The organism is Haloarcula sp. Atlit-7R (genome assembly GCF_003666065.1).
GTDB lineage: Archaea > Halobacteriota > Halobacteria > Halobacteriales > Haloarculaceae > Haloarcula > Haloarcula taiwanensis.
Window position 1 is genome coordinate 23,559 of the sequence record NZ_QXIK01000021.1, and the last position, 15,760, is coordinate 39,318.

Annotated in this window: 14 protein-coding genes and 1 pseudogene; 5 read left to right on the plus strand and 10 right to left on the minus strand. The window is 62.2% G+C overall.

The window, feature by feature from the left end; translation table 11 throughout:
* Window positions 1-465: 465 nt before the first annotated feature.
* Entirely contained in the window at window positions 466-1,911 is a 1,446-nt protein-coding gene (locus tag D3D01_RS21040) for an aldehyde dehydrogenase family protein (RefSeq protein WP_121513635.1), read from the minus strand.
* Window positions 1,912-3,177: 1,266 nt separating this feature from the next.
* Complete coding sequence (locus D3D01_RS21045) at window positions 3,178-4,131, minus strand: M48 family metallopeptidase (RefSeq protein WP_121513636.1); 954 nt, start codon at window positions 4,129-4,131, stop codon at window positions 3,178-3,180.
* 248 nt (window positions 4,132-4,379) lie between these two features.
* Here D3D01_RS21045 and D3D01_RS21050 point away from each other — a divergent pair, with 248 nt between their 5' ends.
* On the plus strand, window positions 4,380-5,096 hold the full coding sequence (locus D3D01_RS21050) for a fumarylacetoacetate hydrolase family protein (protein ID WP_121513637.1): 717 nt from the start codon (window positions 4,380-4,382) through the stop codon (window positions 5,094-5,096).
* A 107-nt stretch (window positions 5,097-5,203) separates the two neighbouring features.
* Here D3D01_RS21050 and D3D01_RS21055 read toward each other — a convergent pair whose 3' ends face one another.
* Together D3D01_RS21055 and D3D01_RS21060 are read right to left on the minus strand one after the other, a co-directional pair.
* Window positions 5,204-6,949 (minus strand): excinuclease ABC subunit C, encoded by a 1,746-nt coding sequence (locus D3D01_RS21055; protein WP_121513638.1) that lies wholly within the window; start codon window positions 6,947-6,949, stop codon window positions 5,204-5,206.
* A gap of 33 nt (window positions 6,950-6,982) precedes the next feature.
* On the minus strand, window positions 6,983-7,609 hold the full coding sequence (locus D3D01_RS21060) for a hypothetical protein (RefSeq protein ID WP_101349066.1): 627 nt from the start codon (window positions 7,607-7,609) through the stop codon (window positions 6,983-6,985).
* Window positions 7,610-7,746: 137 nt separating this feature from the next.
* Here D3D01_RS21060 and D3D01_RS21065 point away from each other — a divergent pair, with 137 nt between their 5' ends.
* Complete coding sequence (locus D3D01_RS21065) at window positions 7,747-8,220, plus strand: hypothetical protein (RefSeq protein WP_121513639.1); 474 nt, start codon at window positions 7,747-7,749, stop codon at window positions 8,218-8,220.
* Here D3D01_RS21065 and D3D01_RS23820 read toward each other — a convergent pair.
* Window positions 8,186-8,344 carry a hypothetical protein gene (locus tag D3D01_RS23820; protein WP_158600534.1) on the minus strand — a complete coding sequence of 53 codons (159 nt, stop codon included), beginning with the start codon at window positions 8,342-8,344 and terminating at the stop codon, window positions 8,186-8,188. The genes D3D01_RS21065 and D3D01_RS23820 overlap by 35 nt on opposite strands.
* Window positions 8,345-8,510: 166 nt before the next feature.
* Between D3D01_RS23820 and D3D01_RS21070 the strand changes: the two genes are divergently transcribed.
* The 3 genes from D3D01_RS21070 (at window position 8,511) to ligA (ending at window position 12,291) form a co-directional block, all read left to right on the plus strand.
* A complete protein-coding gene (locus D3D01_RS21070; protein WP_101349068.1) occupies window positions 8,511-9,614 on the plus strand; it encodes an alanine--glyoxylate aminotransferase family protein in 1,104 nt (367 codons plus the stop codon).
* A gap of 138 nt (window positions 9,615-9,752) precedes the next feature.
* Window positions 9,753-10,070, plus strand: coding sequence for a HalOD1 output domain-containing protein (locus D3D01_RS21075; protein ID WP_232794509.1), 318 nt, complete (start codon window positions 9,753-9,755; stop codon window positions 10,068-10,070).
* Between the two features lie 142 nt (window positions 10,071-10,212).
* Entirely contained in the window at window positions 10,213-12,291 is a 2,079-nt protein-coding gene (ligA, locus tag D3D01_RS21080; RefSeq protein ID WP_121513640.1) for an NAD-dependent DNA ligase LigA, read from the plus strand.
* Window positions 12,292-12,367: 76 nt separating this feature from the next.
* Here ligA and D3D01_RS21085 read toward each other — a convergent pair whose 3' ends face one another.
* From D3D01_RS21085 to D3D01_RS21105, 5 genes and pseudogenes are all read right to left on the minus strand, one after another.
* Window positions 12,368-12,997, minus strand: coding sequence for a hypothetical protein (locus D3D01_RS21085; RefSeq protein WP_147439964.1), 630 nt, complete (start codon window positions 12,995-12,997; stop codon window positions 12,368-12,370).
* Between the two features lie 89 nt (window positions 12,998-13,086).
* Window positions 13,087-14,091, minus strand: coding sequence for an ABC transporter permease (locus tag D3D01_RS21090; protein WP_121513641.1), 1,005 nt, complete (start codon window positions 14,089-14,091; stop codon window positions 13,087-13,089).
* Complete coding sequence (locus D3D01_RS21095) at window positions 14,088-15,026, minus strand: ABC transporter ATP-binding protein (protein ID WP_121513642.1); 939 nt, start codon at window positions 15,024-15,026, stop codon at window positions 14,088-14,090. The genes D3D01_RS21090 and D3D01_RS21095 overlap by 4 nt, the downstream gene beginning before the upstream one ends.
* Before the next feature lie 95 nt (window positions 15,027-15,121).
* Window positions 15,122-15,397, minus strand: coding sequence for a hypothetical protein (locus D3D01_RS21100; RefSeq protein ID WP_121513643.1), 276 nt, complete (start codon window positions 15,395-15,397; stop codon window positions 15,122-15,124).
* A 70-nt stretch (window positions 15,398-15,467) separates the two neighbouring features.
* Window positions 15,468-15,760: pseudogene (locus D3D01_RS21105) on the minus strand (right-handed parallel beta-helix repeat-containing protein); the annotation flags it as partial.

The window sequence follows — 15,760 nt, forward strand, 5'->3', positions numbered from 1 at the left end:
CCGTCAGTCGCTGCTCCGAATGGCAAAATGCTGTTTTACGGCCCGTCTATGGCCTTTTCTCGTCCGTGCTCTCGGGTTCAGTATCGAGAATAACGGCAGTACAACCGTTACGGAAAGCGTTCCGTCATACTGAATGGTCGGTCATCACGGAGTGATAGGGTTCGGTCGACAGTTGGCTGGCTTGAAACGCTATCCTGATCGTTGTGGCCACGGTTTGCAGTGACTGACGATACCGCGGTGTTGTGTCCAACCGGACGCCGGGGCGCGCATCCCGAGAGTGGGCCGTCTGTACGGGATAGACAGTCCGATGTTGGGGCTGTTCCACAATCGTCGGTCGGGCCACGACCATGACTTTGCACGCTCACTCTTGCGGTTGACAAAAGCAACAGGGTCTAAAAACCAGTACGAAATAACCGTTCTGTAACAGAGCTCACACTCCGCAGACAACGACGGTGGCCGCCTCGGTTAGCTGTTGCGGTACACCGTCTTGATGTAGCTGAAGAACTCCAGTCCCGCGTCGCCCTGCTCGCGGTAGGTGTTCGTCGAGGAGCGCTTGAGGCCGCCGAAGGGAACGTGCAGTTCTAGGCCGGTCGTCTTCTCGTTGACCTTGACCACGCCGGACTCGGAGCGTTCGATGAACTCGTTTTCCTCCTCGATTCGGTCGGTGACAATGCTGGCCGAGAGCCCGTAGTCGATGTCGTTGGCAACTTCGACACCCTCGTCGAAGTCGGAGACGGGAATAACAGCGAGCACTGGTCCGAACACCTCTTCCTGTGCAATGCGCATATCCGACTCGACATCGGCGAACACCGCCGGCGAGATGAAGTTCCCGGCGTCGTACTCGCCGCCGGTGAGTTCCTCGCCGCCCGTTTCGAGGGTTGCCCCCTCCGACTGTGCGATGTCGATGTACTCCAGACTCCCCGCGAGTTCGTCTTCACTGACGTGTGGGCCCATGCCGGCCCGGTCGAGGCCGTTTCCGACTTCGAGGGACTCGGCGTAGTCGACGATGGCCTCGAGGAACTCGTCGTACACGTCCTCGTGCACAATTGCTCGGGAGGTCGCCGTACAAGCCTGACCCGTTCCGCCGAAGGCCCCGGCACCTATGATGTCAGCCGCCTTGTCCACGTCGGCGCTCGGCATGACGACCGTCGGGTTCTTCCCGCCCATCTCTGCCTGCGCACGCTTCCCGTTGCTCGTTGCCTGTTCGTAGACGTGCTCGCCGACCGAGGCACTGCCGGTGAACGAGACCACGTCAACGTCGTCGTGGGTGGTCAGCCGCTCACCGACCTCGCTACCGGGGCCACAGACCAGGTTGATAGCGCCGTCCGGAATCCCGGCCTCGTCCAGCGCCTCGACAATCATCGCGCCGACGGTCGGTGCCTGCATCGCGGGCTTGATGACAACGGTGTTGCCGACCGCGAGTGCCGGCGCAATCTTCCAGGCCGGGATCGCGATGGGATAGTTCCACGGCGTAATGAGCGCTGCGACGCCCATCGGCTCTTTTTTCGTCTGTAGGCCGGCACGGCCGCCGCTGGGCTGTTTGACGGTTCCGCCGAAGTCGCGGGCCTTCTCCGCGTAGTAATAGAAGATATCAATCGCACGCTGAACCTCGCCCTCGGCCTCGCCGAGCGGCTTTCCCTCTTCGCGGGTCAGTGTCTCCGCCAGCTTGTCTTTCCGGGATTTCAGGATTTCACCGGTCTCACGCAGGATCGCACCGCGCTCCGGACCAGACATCCCGGCCCACTCATCCGTCGCACCCGCTGCGGCCGCGACTGCCTCGTCGGCGTCTGCCGCCGAGCCCACCGGAACCGTGCTGACGATGTCCGTTTCGTCTGCTGGATTCGTGACGTCCTGTGTCTCCCCGGTTCCGGTCCACTCACCGCCGATATAGTTCTCATACGTCTGCGTCATACGTTTGAATCATCTCATTCCCAATACTTACGCGTTTCCCATCCTTCGCTGTGTCGCGACGTTCGACGGTGTGGAACGACGGCGACAACGCTGAACAACAAGCGTCGTAGTCACCGTAATCAGCGTTTCCAGAATCAGAGTTTCGATGACCGACTGCAGAATCCCAATTGAAGCCGGTAAAATAGCTACCGCTGTCAAACAACAAGACAACACGAACTCTGTGTGTTGCCAGATGTGTCACATCGCGAGGCGTGGCTGCGTTGCGATGCTTGTGTTGTTGGAAATCCTACTCTCTGCACGTATCTCTGTTCCTGTGTTATCTGCGCTCTGGTGTCGTCACTATGACCGATCCATGATGGGCGATATTCTAGTATATAAATGTACTCCATAGTATAACACGTGTATGTATGTTATCGGGCACGCTGTCGACAGTCGCTACTGCTGGACCAGCGGTCCCGGTATGACCACCTGTTGTTTAATATAGTGTTGACTGGTTTATTGACGTAAACAGTGCAGATCAAAAGATTGCAGTTACTGCACTTACGACGACCCAACTCTCTCTTGAATCAGTTGCGGCTATTCTGCCAGCGGCACTATTTCACTATTCGATCACAGAAACAAGATAATAAGTGGCCGAATACGAGCACAAATTTTGTGATAGCTTTCTAAAAGCCTACAATTCGGTACTACTCGAAGACACTCTCGCCCGTATCGAAATTAAACACGGATTTATCCGTCACCGTCAACGCCTTCGAGAAGTGCACCAGCAAGTGCACTCTTTCGGTGTGAGACCAGCAGATGGCAGTAAATATCATTTTCACTGTCTGCACCACAATTACACAGCGGGCATCCGTATGTGTGGTTCTTTGCTGTATCGGTGGCTCGCTTCGGGATGCTGGCTTGCATACATTGACAGACGCTCCGTGCAAATATAGCGATTTCTAGGACTCCTATGTCGCCCTCAATGGATATATGGAGACTCTCTTCAGGGTGTACTCCTTCCGGAAGCAACACATACCATGATTTACCTCATGTCCGGTCCAGCGTCGCGATAAACTCCACAGTCTGCGTCTTCATGTTGCGCACCAAACGAGACCTCGTCGGTTAGACAGCCTTGCCGAAATGACATACCGCGAGCAGCATCTGCCACGAAAATGCCCGCTACTTTCCTCATATCTCCCCAATATGTTTGCTGAATGCACCCGTATATAGCTGAAAAAGCTGGTTCGAATATATGGCATCTTCGGGCGTCGATCAACAGCGCAGCTACCGACGGTCGTTCGATAGTTCGCGTGCTCTCATAGAATTACCCTGCACCCGCTCCTGTAGCCGCTGTATTCGCTCGTCCATCGGCGGATGCGTCGACAGGAGGCGTGACAGATTGCTGTCCGCTTCGCCGTGAACGTATAGTTGTCGCAGGAGTCCCGGATCCGGCTTCGACGCCTGTTCGATTTTCACGAGGGCCCGGGCGAGCCCAACGGGATTCCCCGTAACCTCGACCGCGCGGTCGTCGGCTGCCAACTCACGACGTCTGGAGTAGCTGAGTATCAGCAGTGTCACGGCGAATCCGAGACCGGCAACGACCTGCAGCGAGTACCGCTGTGTCCGGCCAAGCCAGGAGCGTGACCACGACGACGGGTCGCCACGCACCAGTGCGAGCGACCGGGCGACACCACCGACCAGCGCCATGATGGGAAATAACACGAGGCCGACGAGTCCGACAAGCATCTGGACGAGGCTGTACGCGACGGTCTGAACGAGTGCATCACGGGTCTCCAGATGCGCGAGTTCATGCCCCAGAAGAGCCTCGAATTCTGCTGGGGACAACAGCTGGAACAGCCGTCTGTCGAGGACGATAGCTCCGGCTCCGCCACCGATGGCAAACGCGTTCGGGACTGGTAGCTCCGCCAGTAGCAGCGTCGGTGTGTCGACATCCATCTGATCGACAAGCCCGTCAAGACGGCGGTGGAGTTCCGGTGCACGCGTCCGCGAGAGTTCGACTGCATCGAGGGACCGCTTGAGTTGCGCTGTTGCAGCCCAGTAGTTCAAGATGCCGAGAACGATCGCGGTCCCGAGAATGACCAGCGCGGCCAACAGTGGTGACGGGCGGCTGTTCCACACTGGCAACAGCAGCACGTACCCCACGTATGCAGCCATGAGATAGACCAGCAGCGACACCAGCCCGACGATGCCCACGAGTAGCCGTCGGGTCACAGCCATGTATGGCGGTACGCCGTTGTGCGAAAAAACCGCTTTGGTGGGTGACTGCCGGCTACGCCTACACACTTCGGTGCCACGTTCCCGGGATATTTGATATAGCGATATTAGATTTATTATAGTTCCAAAAACGGGTCGCCTCTCGGCTGAAACGGCGGCAAAAAAGCATTTCGGCCGTGACCGACGATAGCCGTCGATTGGTGCACACTGTAGCCGACACGCCTTTTTCACCGCCACACAGACGACTCAGTATGCGAATCGCACGACTTCTGACGGACCGTGGACCGGTTACCGGCGAATACGTCGACGGCGTCATTCACGCTGACGATGGGCAGTACGTGGTTGGCCGCGACGGGCGGCTGCTCCCGCCGTGTGAACCGACCGCGCTGTACTGCGTCGGTCGGAACTACGCCGCTACGAACGACCAGATGGATTACGACCGCCCCGAGGAACCGGACTTCTTCATCAAGCCGCCAGCGGCGCTACTCGCCCATGAGCAGGACATTCCTTACCCGCCGTTCACCGATGAACTCACCTACGCAGGCGAGCTGGCCGCAGTCATAGACAAGCGGTGTCACGATATCGATCCCGCTGACGTTCCCGACGCGGTCAGGGGATACACGGTCCTGAACGATGTCGATGCGCTGGACCAGCAGGGTCGAACCGCGCGAAAAGCCTTCGATGGTTCTGGGCCGCTGGGGCCGTGGATCGAGACTGACGCTGATCCCACCAGCACCGATATGTACACGGACATCAACGATGAGCGCCGCCAGTCCGCCAACACCCGCGAGATGCTGTTCGGGCCCCACGAAGTTGTCGCGTACCTCTCGGAGCGGTTCACGTTCCGCCCCGGCGACGTCATCGCCTTCGGTAGCCCGGCCAACCCGGGGACTGTCGCGCCCGGCGACACAATCGAAATAACCTACGACGGCGTCGGCACGCTCCGGAACTCGGTTGTTGAGCCGTAGCGTCGACTGAGCACTAAAAACGCAGCAAAACGGCTTTTGAGGTCGTCTACGTGCAGAATGGTGGGCTTAGTAGTTGACTGGAATAAACTACTATCCGCTATACAAAATCACTGTAGCCGAGTCCGAATCGTTTCCGCGGTTTGCTCGCCGATACCGTCGATGGCCGTCAGTTCCTCGTCGGAGGCCGTCCTGACGTTGTCCACGCTGCCGAAGCGTCGGAGCAGTCGCTTCCGCGTCTCGGGGCCGATTCCGGGCACCTCGTCCAGCGTCGTCGACACGTCGTCCCGCAGCGTCTGGTGGTACTGCACGGCAAAGCGGTGTGCTTCGTCACGAACCCGCTGAAGCAGGTGGAGTTGCGGGGCGTCGTCGTCCCAGTCGTACACGCGGTCGGGCGTGATGACCATCTCCTCGTCTTTTGCGAGTGCGACGGCCGGCACGTCCCAGCCGGTCTCGGCCAGCGCGTCGCGGGCCGCCCCAAGCTGGCCGTCGCCGCCGTCGATGAGCAGCAGGTCCGGGTCCGGGCGGTCGTCCCGCCCTTCGATGGCACGCGCGGCCCGCCAGCGGAGGAGTTCGCGCATATTCGCGTAGTCGTCGTTTCGCTCGGTGAGCCTCTTCCGTCGGTAATCACTTTTTTCGGGCGTCTCGTCGACGAAGGTGACGTTCGAGCCGACGGCCGACCGGCCCTGGGCGTGGCTCACATCGAACCCCTCGATGCGGCTCGGGCGGTCGATACCCAGCGCGTCGGCCAGACGGCCGCTCTCGTCGTCGGTCCCGCCGCGCTGACGGGCGTTCTTCAGTGCGAGGTCGACCAGCGTCGCCTCCCGACCGGCCCCGGGCACCCCGAGCGTGACGCCCTCGCTTTCCAGCCACGCCTCGATGTCCGGGTCGGCGGGGGACTCGGCACAGAGAATCCGGTCCGGAAGGTCGCGTTCGGCGTAGTACTGCGGGATGAACGCCCGGTACACGCCGGCGGTTCCCTCGCCGTCTGGCGCTTCGAGCGTGTGGCGGTCCCGTTCGACGAGCTTGCCGCCCTCGGCGTGGAGCCGGGCGACGATGGCGCGCTCGCCCTCGATGGCGGCCCCGAGCACGTCCGTTGTCTGGGACCCCCCGGAGTCGCTGACGGCGGTGTCGCCCTCGCCGTGGAGCGCCTCGACGGCCCCGAGCTTGTCCCGGAGGTTCGCTGCGCGTTCGAACTCTTGGTTCTGTGCGGCGGTCTCCATCTCGCGGCGTAGCGGGTCCGTGAGCACGCCGGTCTCGCCTTCGAAATATCGGGTGACGGCTTCGACGTCCTCGGCGTATTCGGTCTCGCTGATCTCGCCGGTGCAGGGCGCGGTACAGATGCCCATCTCGTAGTCCAGACAGGGCCGGTCCCGGTTGCTGTACTTGTGGTCGGAACAGCCCCGCAGTCCGTACGTCTCCCGCAAGGCCTTCACCACCGTCTCAACCCGCCCCTTGTCGGTGAACGGCCCGTAGATGGTCGCGCCGTCCTCGGGGTCACGGGTCACCTCGATGCGGGGGACGGCGTGGTCTGTCAACTGGACCAGCGGGTAGGACTTGTCGTCTTTCAGCCGGACGTTGTAGGGCGGTCGGTGGCGCTTGATGAGGTTCGCTTCCAGCAACAGTGCCTGTGTCTCGGTGTCGGTGACGGCGAAGTCGATGGTCTCGGCCCGTTCGACCATCTTGGCGATGCGCTCGCTCCGCGGATCTGCGTAGGAGCGCACGCGGTCGCACAGGTCGACGGCTTTCCCGACGTAGAGAACCCGGCGCGTGTCGTCCCGGCCCTGTTCAAACAGGTACACGCCGGGCTCCCGTGGCAATGACCCCGCGCGTTCTCGGACCTCGTCGGCGTCCATTAGCTCAGAGTTGGTGCTCGGCGGGGTTGAACGTCACGGGAGCGGGTCGTCGGACGGCGGCTGTGCTGTCTCTTCGGCATCTGAAGTGGGCGTCTCGGGAACGATGGCGGCTTCGATCCGCTCGACGACGCTCTCGTCGTCTGGTGCGGCCAGTTCGATGTCGTCGTCACCGGCGACACGCACGACGAGCAAGCGGTCGCGACTCCAGAGATAGACTCCGAGAACAACGGCGGCAAAGGCCAGCGCAAGGCCGCCAAACAGTCGCATTAGGTCGTCAAGTTGCGCCATCAGCGTCAGCATCGTCTGGAGCATCCCGAGCATCCCACCGATGCCGACGGCACTCGCAGCACCGCCGCTGTCCAGTGAGACGTTGCCGACGAGGCTATCGAGACTGACGGTCATCCCGGCAGCTACCAGCACGATACCGACCACCAGCGCTTTCACGCCGAGTTCGAGGAACGACCAGTCGCCGCTCGTGGTAGCGTCGACGCCCTCGACGTTAGGGCGGTCGACCTGCCGGTAGTTCGGTCCCTCGCGGTCCGGCGTGAACACGAGGACGCGGTGACTCGTCACGACGACGCCACCACGGTCCAGCCGAACGTCCGCTTCGATTGCCTCGCCGTCGTACAGGAGGCTCTCGGCCCGTGCGACCCAATCCATACACCCCGTTTACCGCGGACACCTGTATATTCTCCCCCCGTAACCGCTAACTGTGCCCCCTCGAACATGACAGTATGACCGCCGATCCCCGCTGCCCTCATTGCTCGGAGAAAGTCAGTGCGACCGCGACGTGGTGTATGCACTGCGGCCGGGACTTCGAGAGCCCGGTCGACGCCGGAACCGGGACGACGGTTCTCGACGCCGGCGGCAGTCAGCCCACGTCTGATCTTGAAGCGGCACTCAATGCCGGTGATCTCGACGGGATCCAGAACGCGCTCACCCAGAGCGACAACGGGCCGACAATCGTTGGTGTTGTCCTCGCCGGTATCGCCCTGTTCACGCTCCCACTCGTCTCGCCCCCGGGCGCTGCGCTGTATCTCCTTGTCGTCGCCGGCGTCGGAGCGATTGCTGCGACACAGCCGACGTTCGACGCGGCGCTCAGAACCGGCGGGAAGGCACTTGCGCTCGCCCCCTTCCTGCTGGTGTTCATCGACGTGTTCCTCGGATATCTGTTCAGCGGAGCGGTGGCGACCAGCGCGACAGTTCTGGTCGGTCCGGCGATTTACGCCGGGCTGGTCATGTACGGCATCCGCTGGTATCGTCGTCGCTGAGCGGTTTACGCTGGCTCGGTTGCGAGTCGGCGTGCATCTCGGCCAGCGTGTCGGCGACTTGCGCAACCGCTCTATCGGCGATAGCCGCTCGCTGGACGTCTGTGAGCGGGGTGTGGCGGCCCATGTTCGAACCTGATTGTCCAACTGATAAATACTTCGTGGCGAGGGCAATTGATCTGTGCGTATTTTCCCCGTGAGCGGTCTGCCCGTTCAGGACGCTCGCTGATTCGCTTGGTATCAAAACTACCATGCCTCCCGGATTCGAGAGTGTACCTACTATAGGTGGTTCTGTGACCGAAAAACGCGAATACAAAGACGAGTATCAGGACAAGACGCTGTATCTTCCGGGGCCGACAGAGGTGCGCGAGGACGTCATCGAGGCGATGGCCGAACCGATGTTCGGTCACCGGATGGACCGGATGACGGACCTCTACACCACCATCGTCGAGGACACGAAGGAGTTCCTCGGTACCGACAACGATGTCATCGTGCTCACGGCGTCGGGCACGGAGTTCTGGGAGTCGACGACGCTCAACCTAGTCGAGGACAGCATGCTCGTGCCGACCTCCGGCGCGTTCAGCGAGCGCCAGGCCAACGTCGCCGAACGCCTCGGCAAGGAGGTCGACCGCATCGAGTACGACTGGGGCACGGCGGTCAAGCCCGAAGATGTCCGCGACGCACTGGAATCCGGCGACTACGACGCCGTCGGGGCCGTGATGAACGAGACCTCGACCGGCGTCCGCAACCCTATTGAGGAGATCGGCGACGTGGTCGCGGAGTACCCGGACACCTACTTCGTCGTCGACGCCATCTCCTGTCTCGGCGGCGACCAGATCGACATCGAGGCCCACGGCATCGACGCCATCTTCACGTCCACGCAGAAGGCCTTCGCCATGCCGCCCGGCCTCGCCGTCTGTGCGGTCAGTGACGACGCCTACGAGCGGGAACTGGAGAAGGAGTCGGCGTCGTGGTACGGCGGCTTCCAGCGCTGTCTGGACTACTACGACCGGAAGGGCCAGACCCACTCGACGCCGGCGATTCCGCTCATGCTCGCCTACCGCAAGCAGATGAAACACATGCTCGACGAGGGCCACGACGCCCGCGACCAGCGCCACCAGGAGATGGCCGAGTACACCCGCGAGTGGGCCCGCGAGCACTTCGACCTCTATCCCGAGGAGGGCTACGAGTCCCAGACGGTGACCTGCATCGAAAACACGCAGGACATCAACGTCGCCGAGACGGTCGAGGCCGTCTCCGAGGAGTATGACATGGTGTTCTCCAGCGGCTACGGCGACATCAGCGAGGAGAGTTTCCGCATCGGACACATGGGCGAACACACCGTCGAGAGTATCAGGGAACTAACCGACGCAATCGAAGACGTCGCCGATCTGTAACACCGGTGAAAACCGACGAAGACCGGAGCTATGGCTCGATCTGGAGACCGCTGCTGTACCACTTGGCGTTTTCACAGTTTGATAATGCTGGGAAGACTATATTACTGCTTGCTACTTTGATGCAGATAGACAAACCGCATGAGTAAAAGTAACAGACAGAGTACGGACAGCGATACCGCAACACCGATGAACGTGACCAGAAAACAGCTCGACTGGAGCGAGACCCGACCGAGTGCGGCCGTGACCGAGTACATCTCCGCTATCACCGGGCGGGAACAGACTGATTTCGCACCGCTGTACGAGACTGTCGACCCCGAAGCGCTCGACTCGCTCATCGACTCCTCGAACCGTTCGACACCTGTCAGTATCTCGTTTGAATATGCCGACCACTCGGTCACTGTCCGAAGCGACGGGGAACTCGTCATCAAGGCCCCCAGTTCCAGTATCGGCCGATAGCCGGACGTTTCTGCACTATCTCTATCTCGTCATATCGGACAGTAGCCGTCGGAAACTCACTCACAGCTTTCGTCTGTTGTTCTCCCGACCCGAGGGGCGGAGCAGAGCCGTTTTTGTATACGAGACGTAACTCTGGGTCAGCATGACCACTGCCGAGGATGTCGCCGGGAACCCCTACATCTCCGATCCGCGGACCGAGTTCGAGTCCGTCGAGGACGTGGACGCCGAGACCGCTCGCGAGCAAGCCGACCAGTTGCGCGAGGCAATCCGCTATCACGACTACCGGTACTACGTGCAAAACGACCCGGTCATCGGCGACCGGGCCTACGACGCGCTGTTTACCCGGCTCCAGTCGCTCGAATCGGTGTTCGACCTCGACACCGACGGCAGTCCGACCCAGCGCGTCGGCGGCGAGCCGCTGGACGGACTCCCCGACGTCGAACACGTCGCTCGGATGGGCTCTATCGATCAGGGTGGCGACGAAGCGGACGTGCGGGAGTTCGACGAGCGGGTCCGAGACGGACTCGACACCGATGAGGTGCAGTATTTCTGCGAGCCAAAGTTCGACGGCCTCTCCGTCGAGGTCGTCTACGAGGGCGGCGTCTACCAGCGGGCCGCCACTCGCGGCGACGGCGAGGTCGGCGAGGACGTGACCGAGAACGTCCGCACCATCGCCGCCGTCCCCCAGCGCCTGCGCGGCGACTGCCCCGAGTATCTGGCCGTCCGCGGCGAGGTGTACATCCCGCGGGACGCCTTCACGGCCTTCAACCGCGAGCGCGTCGAGCGCGGGGAGGACCCCTTCGCCAACCCGCGCAACGCCGCCGCCGGGACGCTCCGCCAGCTCGACCCGTCGGTGACCGCCGAGCGCCCACTGTCGGTGTTCTTCTTCGGCGTCCTCGACGCCTCCGTCGACTTCGAGAGCCACAGCGAGATGCACGAGCGGTTCCCCGAGTGGGGGCTGCGGGTCTGTGACCGGACGGGCGTCGTCGGGGACATCGACGCCGCCATCGACTACCGCGACGCGCAACTCGACGCCCGCGACGACCTCGACTACGAAATCGACGGCGTCGTTATCAAGGTCGATGACATGGCCGCCTGCGACGAACTCGGGTCGACCTCCCGCGCCCCGCGCTGGGCGTTCGCCTACAAGTTCCCGGCCCGCAAGGAGGAGACCACCGTCCGGGACATCGTCGTCCAGGTCGGCCGGACCGGGCGGCTCACCCCCGTCGCGCTCATGGACCCCGTCGAAGTCGGCGGCGTCACCGTCTCGCGGGCGTCGCTGCACAACCCCTCGCTCGTCGCCGACCTCGGCGTCGACGTGGGTGACCGCGTCCGCATCAAGCGGGCCGGCGACGTCATCCCGGATGTCGTCGAAGTGCTCGACGACGACGGCGACGGCCACTTCGAGTTCCCAGAGACCTGCCCGGCCTGTGACAGCCCGGTCGAGCGCGACGGCCCGATGGCGTTCTGTACCGGCGGCCTCACCTGTCCCGCCCAGCGCGAGCGCAGCGTCGAGCACTACGCCAGCCGCGATGCGCTGGACATCGAGGGCCTGGGCGAGAAGGCCGTCCAGCAACTCCTCGACGCTGGCCTCGTCTCCGACCCGGCGGACCTCTACGAACTCACTGTCGAGGATCTCACCGATTTGGAGGGATGGGGCGAGACGAGCGCGACGAACCTCGTCGACAAGATGGACGCCGCCCGTGAGCCGCCGCTCGCGGACTTCCTCGTCGCCCTGGGCATCCCCGAGGTGGGATCGGTCACGGCCCGGAACCTCGCCCGGGAGTTCGGCACCTTCGAGGCGATACTGGAGGCCGCCGACGAGGGCGACACCGACGCCTTCGAGGCCGTGCCAGACGTGGGACCGACAGTTGCCCGCTCCATCGTGGAGTTCTTCGAGGGCGCGGGCAACCGTGCCGTCATCGACCGCTTGCTCGACCACGTCGACCCGCAGGCCGCCGAGGAGACGGGCGGCGACGCTCTGGACGGCCAGACGTTCGTTTTCACTGGCACACTCGACGGCTACACCCGCAGCGACGCACAGGAACTGGTCGAACGCAACGGCGGGTCGGCGACGACCAGCGTCTCCGGCAACACTGACTATCTGGTGCTCGGTGACAATCCCGGCCAGCGAAAACAGGATGATGCGGCCGAACACGATGTAGCAACACTCAGCGAAGCCGAATTCGAGGAGCTGTTGGCCGAGACCAGCGTGTTGTGAGGGTGGCGGTTGAACTGCAGACCGGCCCTCTGTGGTGTGGACGCTGGTTGTGGTATCGAATGCTGCTGGACCTTGTCTAGAGCACTTCGAAGTGACTCTTTTCCGACCGCGTCTCGTGCAGTAGCTGGAACAGTTGCCTGAAGAGGTGATTCGATGATTCGATTTGCGTGTCCGGTTTGTAGTGCCAGTGTGCGTACGCCCCGAGACTTCTGAACCGACCGTTCAGCGCATGCGTGAACTTGAACACCGGCTGCGTCCCGAACGAATTGATGAGCTCTGTCATATTATCTATACAAATGGTGAGATTGTCAACTGATTTATCGAGGTCAGTTAGTATGTCGTCAATCTCTTTCGCAAGCCCGTTCAGGTCGGCCGACGTGAGTTCTGTGACTCCCAACGGCCCGTCGATAAAATCCCCATCGCTGACGACGTCTTCTGCTGGAAGCTGCGCTGTCATGTTGGGTGTGAGGATTTCGAGTCGCTGTGGCCAGTCCCCAACATTGTGACGCCACGCCTTGAGTTTCAGCGCCGGTGACTTCGTAACAATAAGCACGCCTGTGTTAGCGGACCCGTTCACACTAAGATGCCGAACACACGCATCCTGTGCCTGATCGCTATCTGGTGTCTCATGCAAGAGAAGGCTGCCGCCCGCTTGGCGCTGGTGGCTTCGAATCCGACGGAGCAGGTCCCGGCGTGTCCCTGCCACGGCCGCGAAATCGCAGTGATTACAGGTCCACTCTGGAGGCACAGTAGTATGTCACCTTTTTCGAATAATACTGTTGTGTTACTGGCCGTTCAGAGGTCCTTGTTCTCAAAGACGTAGTAGCCGGCGACCAGCGGGGCGACCAGCCACAGCAGGAGATAGCCGATAACCGCGACAGTGCTGTACTGGGGCGGTAAGGCGGCGTTGGCACACTCGGCACCGGCCTGTGTCACTTCGAGCGTTCCACCCAGCATTTCCTCACACGTCACCTGCGGGTTCGACGTCAGAAGGAGCCGCGAGCGGATCGGCGAGCCCTGTAGTACCTCTTTGACGAGCGTGCGGTACGCTGCAATGGGGCTCAGCAGCGAAACGAACAGCTCGACGTGTAGCTGGGTCACTTGGTCGATGTTCGCGTGGTCCGACAGCAGGTTCCCGAGGCCGGCTCCGAGGTTCGACCAGAACACCTGCAGGTACACGTAGATTCCGAGCGATGCCGCCATCGCCCGGCGAGCGGTCTTTAGCGCCGCCGAGAGGCCGATAGCGAACGCCGTGAACACAACGCCGTATGTCATCGTGGCGAGCGCGAACAGCAGGAACGATTCCCACGCGATTTCGATTTCCGACGGGAGCAACACGAGCAGGGTCGTCAGGAACCCGACCGTCACCGGGATGAGCGTGATGGCGCTCCGGCCGACGAACTTGCCGGCGAGCAGTTCGCCGCGCGTGTACGGGAGCGAGAGCAGTATCTTCAGGGAGCCGCGCTCGCTCTCCCGCGCGATTGCGGCGTAGCCGATGACGATCGCGACCGCGGGGAGCAGCGGTGCCGCAATCGGCAGCGCAAAGCGGACGTACGCGTCTGTCGTCAGCGACGCCCCGGCTTCGGCGAACTGCTGGCCGATGTTGAAATACAGGCCCAGCACCGCCGGCAGGGCGAACAGCACGATGAAGATGAGCGAGAGCACCCAGATCCACGGCGAGCGGACCGTGTCCCGGAATTCCTTTTTCGAGATGGGGTACCAGTCGGCGAACTCGGAGTTCTTGATGCTCGTATCGATGTCTCCGAGGAAGCGCTTGACGGGGTTCTGCTCGGCACTCATGCGTCGGCCTCCGCGCGATCTTGGTCTTGCTGCTCGGTGTAGGCGGCGAACACCTCATCGAGCGAGGCCTCCTCGGTCTCGAAGTTGGCGACCTCGCTCCCGCTTTCCTCGACAGCGTTAAGAACGGCCATCTTCGCGTCGCTGTCACAGCCGACAGTGAGCGTCGTTCCGTCCGCGGTTACCGTCGACACCTCGTCAAGGCCCTCGATAGCCGTGACCGCGGCGTCGGTGCCGTCGCCGTCAGCCAGTGTCACGCGGAGGACGGTGTCTCCGGCAGCGGCCTCGCGAAGCCCGGAAACGCTGTCTTTCGCGATGAGGCGGCCGTTCTGGAGAATACCGACCGTGTCACAGACGGCCTCAACCTGACCGAGGATGTGACTGGAGAAGAAGACAGTCGCGCCGCGCTCGTTCTCCTCGCGGATGAGTTCCCGCATTAGCCGTGCTCCGTTCGGGTCTAGTCCGGTCGTCGGCTCATCGAGGATGAGGAGGTCGGGCTTGCCGACGAGCGCCATCGCCAGCACGAGGCGCTGTTGCATCCCCTTGGAGTAGCCGCCGGCCTTGCGGTCGAGGGCGTCGGCGATGCCGACCCGTTCGGCCAGTGCATCGGCGTCTTCGTCGGCATCTTTCGATTCGATGACAAAGGAGAGGTGTTGCCGACCGGTGAGCCGGTCGTACACGTCGTAGCCTTCGGGGAGGACTCCAGTGCGGGCACGGATTCGCTTCGGTTCTTCGTGGATGTCGTGGCCGAGCACCGTCGCCGACCCGTCGGTCGCGCGGACGAAATCAAGGAGGATGTTGATCGTCGTCGACTTCCCGGCCCCGTTCGGGCCGAGGAAGCCGAAGATTTCGCCCTCCTCGACGGTGAGGTCGACCCCTTGCAGCGCGGTGAGACTCCCGAACTGCTTGGTGACGCCATCCAGTTCTATCGCTGCCATACGGCCGGTTTGTGACGGCCGCGTGTATAGTCTTTCGTGTTCCAAATATCAATCAAAGAACTCGATAGACGGGCCGTAGCTGTCGAAACGCTCGCTTACACTTCGGCGTCGGGGTCGTGGCGCTCGGCCATCCGCTGGGCCTCCGTGGCGTAGCGCTCCTGTGTCTCCTCGTCGGTGACGGGTTCGAGCCGTTCGGGTTCGACGTCGATGGCCGCCGTAATCCGTTTGCGTCTCAGCAGATTCGGTGAGAGCTGCTTGGTCAGGTGGCGGTCGCCGTCCGGGGGCGCGTAGATAAGCGTCACCATGCGCTCGTCGCCGTAACTGGAGCGTTCGACCAGCCAGCACTGGACCGTCTCCTCGTCGTCGGTCATTGCCGTATCGTTTGCGTGCCGGCGGTTTATATCTTACAACCCCCTCTCACATCGAAACCCCGAACTGCCGTCAACGGGTCACGTTCAGTCCCTGCTCGATGCCCGCGGTGTACGTCTCGTCGATGTCGATTGCGGTCCCGGCGTTGCGAACCGTGTTCGTCGCGACCACGCCCGCGTCGCCAGACCGGAGTCGGATGCCGGCCGCCGAGGCGTCGCTGACTGTGTTGCCCGTGATGGTGAAACTGTACGGGCGCTTCGCAGTTCGTGCGTCGGTGTTGTCCGCATCCGCTGGAACCGTGCGAGCAAGGATGCCGACCGGACAGTTGTCGACCTGATTGCCCGTGATGGTGATATCCGACGACC

Bases quoted from the DNA above. Each gene is read 5' to 3' on its own strand.
- D3D01_RS21040 (WP_121513635.1), bottom strand. From the start codon at position 1,911: ATGACGCAGACGTATGAGAACTATATCGGCGGTGAGTGGACCGGAACC.
- D3D01_RS21045 (WP_121513636.1), bottom strand. From the start codon at position 4,131: ATGGCTGTGACCCGACGGCTACTCGTGGGCATCGTCGGGCTGGTGTCG.
- D3D01_RS21050 (WP_121513637.1), top strand. From the start codon at position 4,380: ATGCGAATCGCACGACTTCTGACGGACCGTGGACCGGTTACCGGCGAA.
- D3D01_RS21055 (WP_121513638.1), bottom strand. From the start codon at position 6,949: ATGGACGCCGACGAGGTCCGAGAACGCGCGGGGTCATTGCCACGGGAG.
- D3D01_RS21060 (WP_101349066.1), bottom strand. From the start codon at position 7,609: ATGGATTGGGTCGCACGGGCCGAGAGCCTCCTGTACGACGGCGAGGCA.
- D3D01_RS21065 (WP_121513639.1), top strand. From the start codon at position 7,747: ATGCACTGCGGCCGGGACTTCGAGAGCCCGGTCGACGCCGGAACCGGG.
- D3D01_RS23820 (WP_158600534.1), bottom strand. From the start codon at position 8,344: ATGGGCCGCCACACCCCGCTCACAGACGTCCAGCGAGCGGCTATCGCC.
- D3D01_RS21075 (WP_232794509.1), top strand. From the start codon at position 9,753: ATGAGTAAAAGTAACAGACAGAGTACGGACAGCGATACCGCAACACCG.
- ligA (WP_121513640.1), top strand. From the start codon at position 10,213: ATGACCACTGCCGAGGATGTCGCCGGGAACCCCTACATCTCCGATCCG.
- D3D01_RS21090 (WP_121513641.1), bottom strand. From the start codon at position 14,091: ATGAGTGCCGAGCAGAACCCCGTCAAGCGCTTCCTCGGAGACATCGAT.
- D3D01_RS21095 (WP_121513642.1), bottom strand. From the start codon at position 15,026: ATGGCAGCGATAGAACTGGATGGCGTCACCAAGCAGTTCGGGAGTCTC.
- D3D01_RS21100 (WP_121513643.1), bottom strand. From the start codon at position 15,397: ATGACCGACGACGAGGAGACGGTCCAGTGCTGGCTGGTCGAACGCTCC.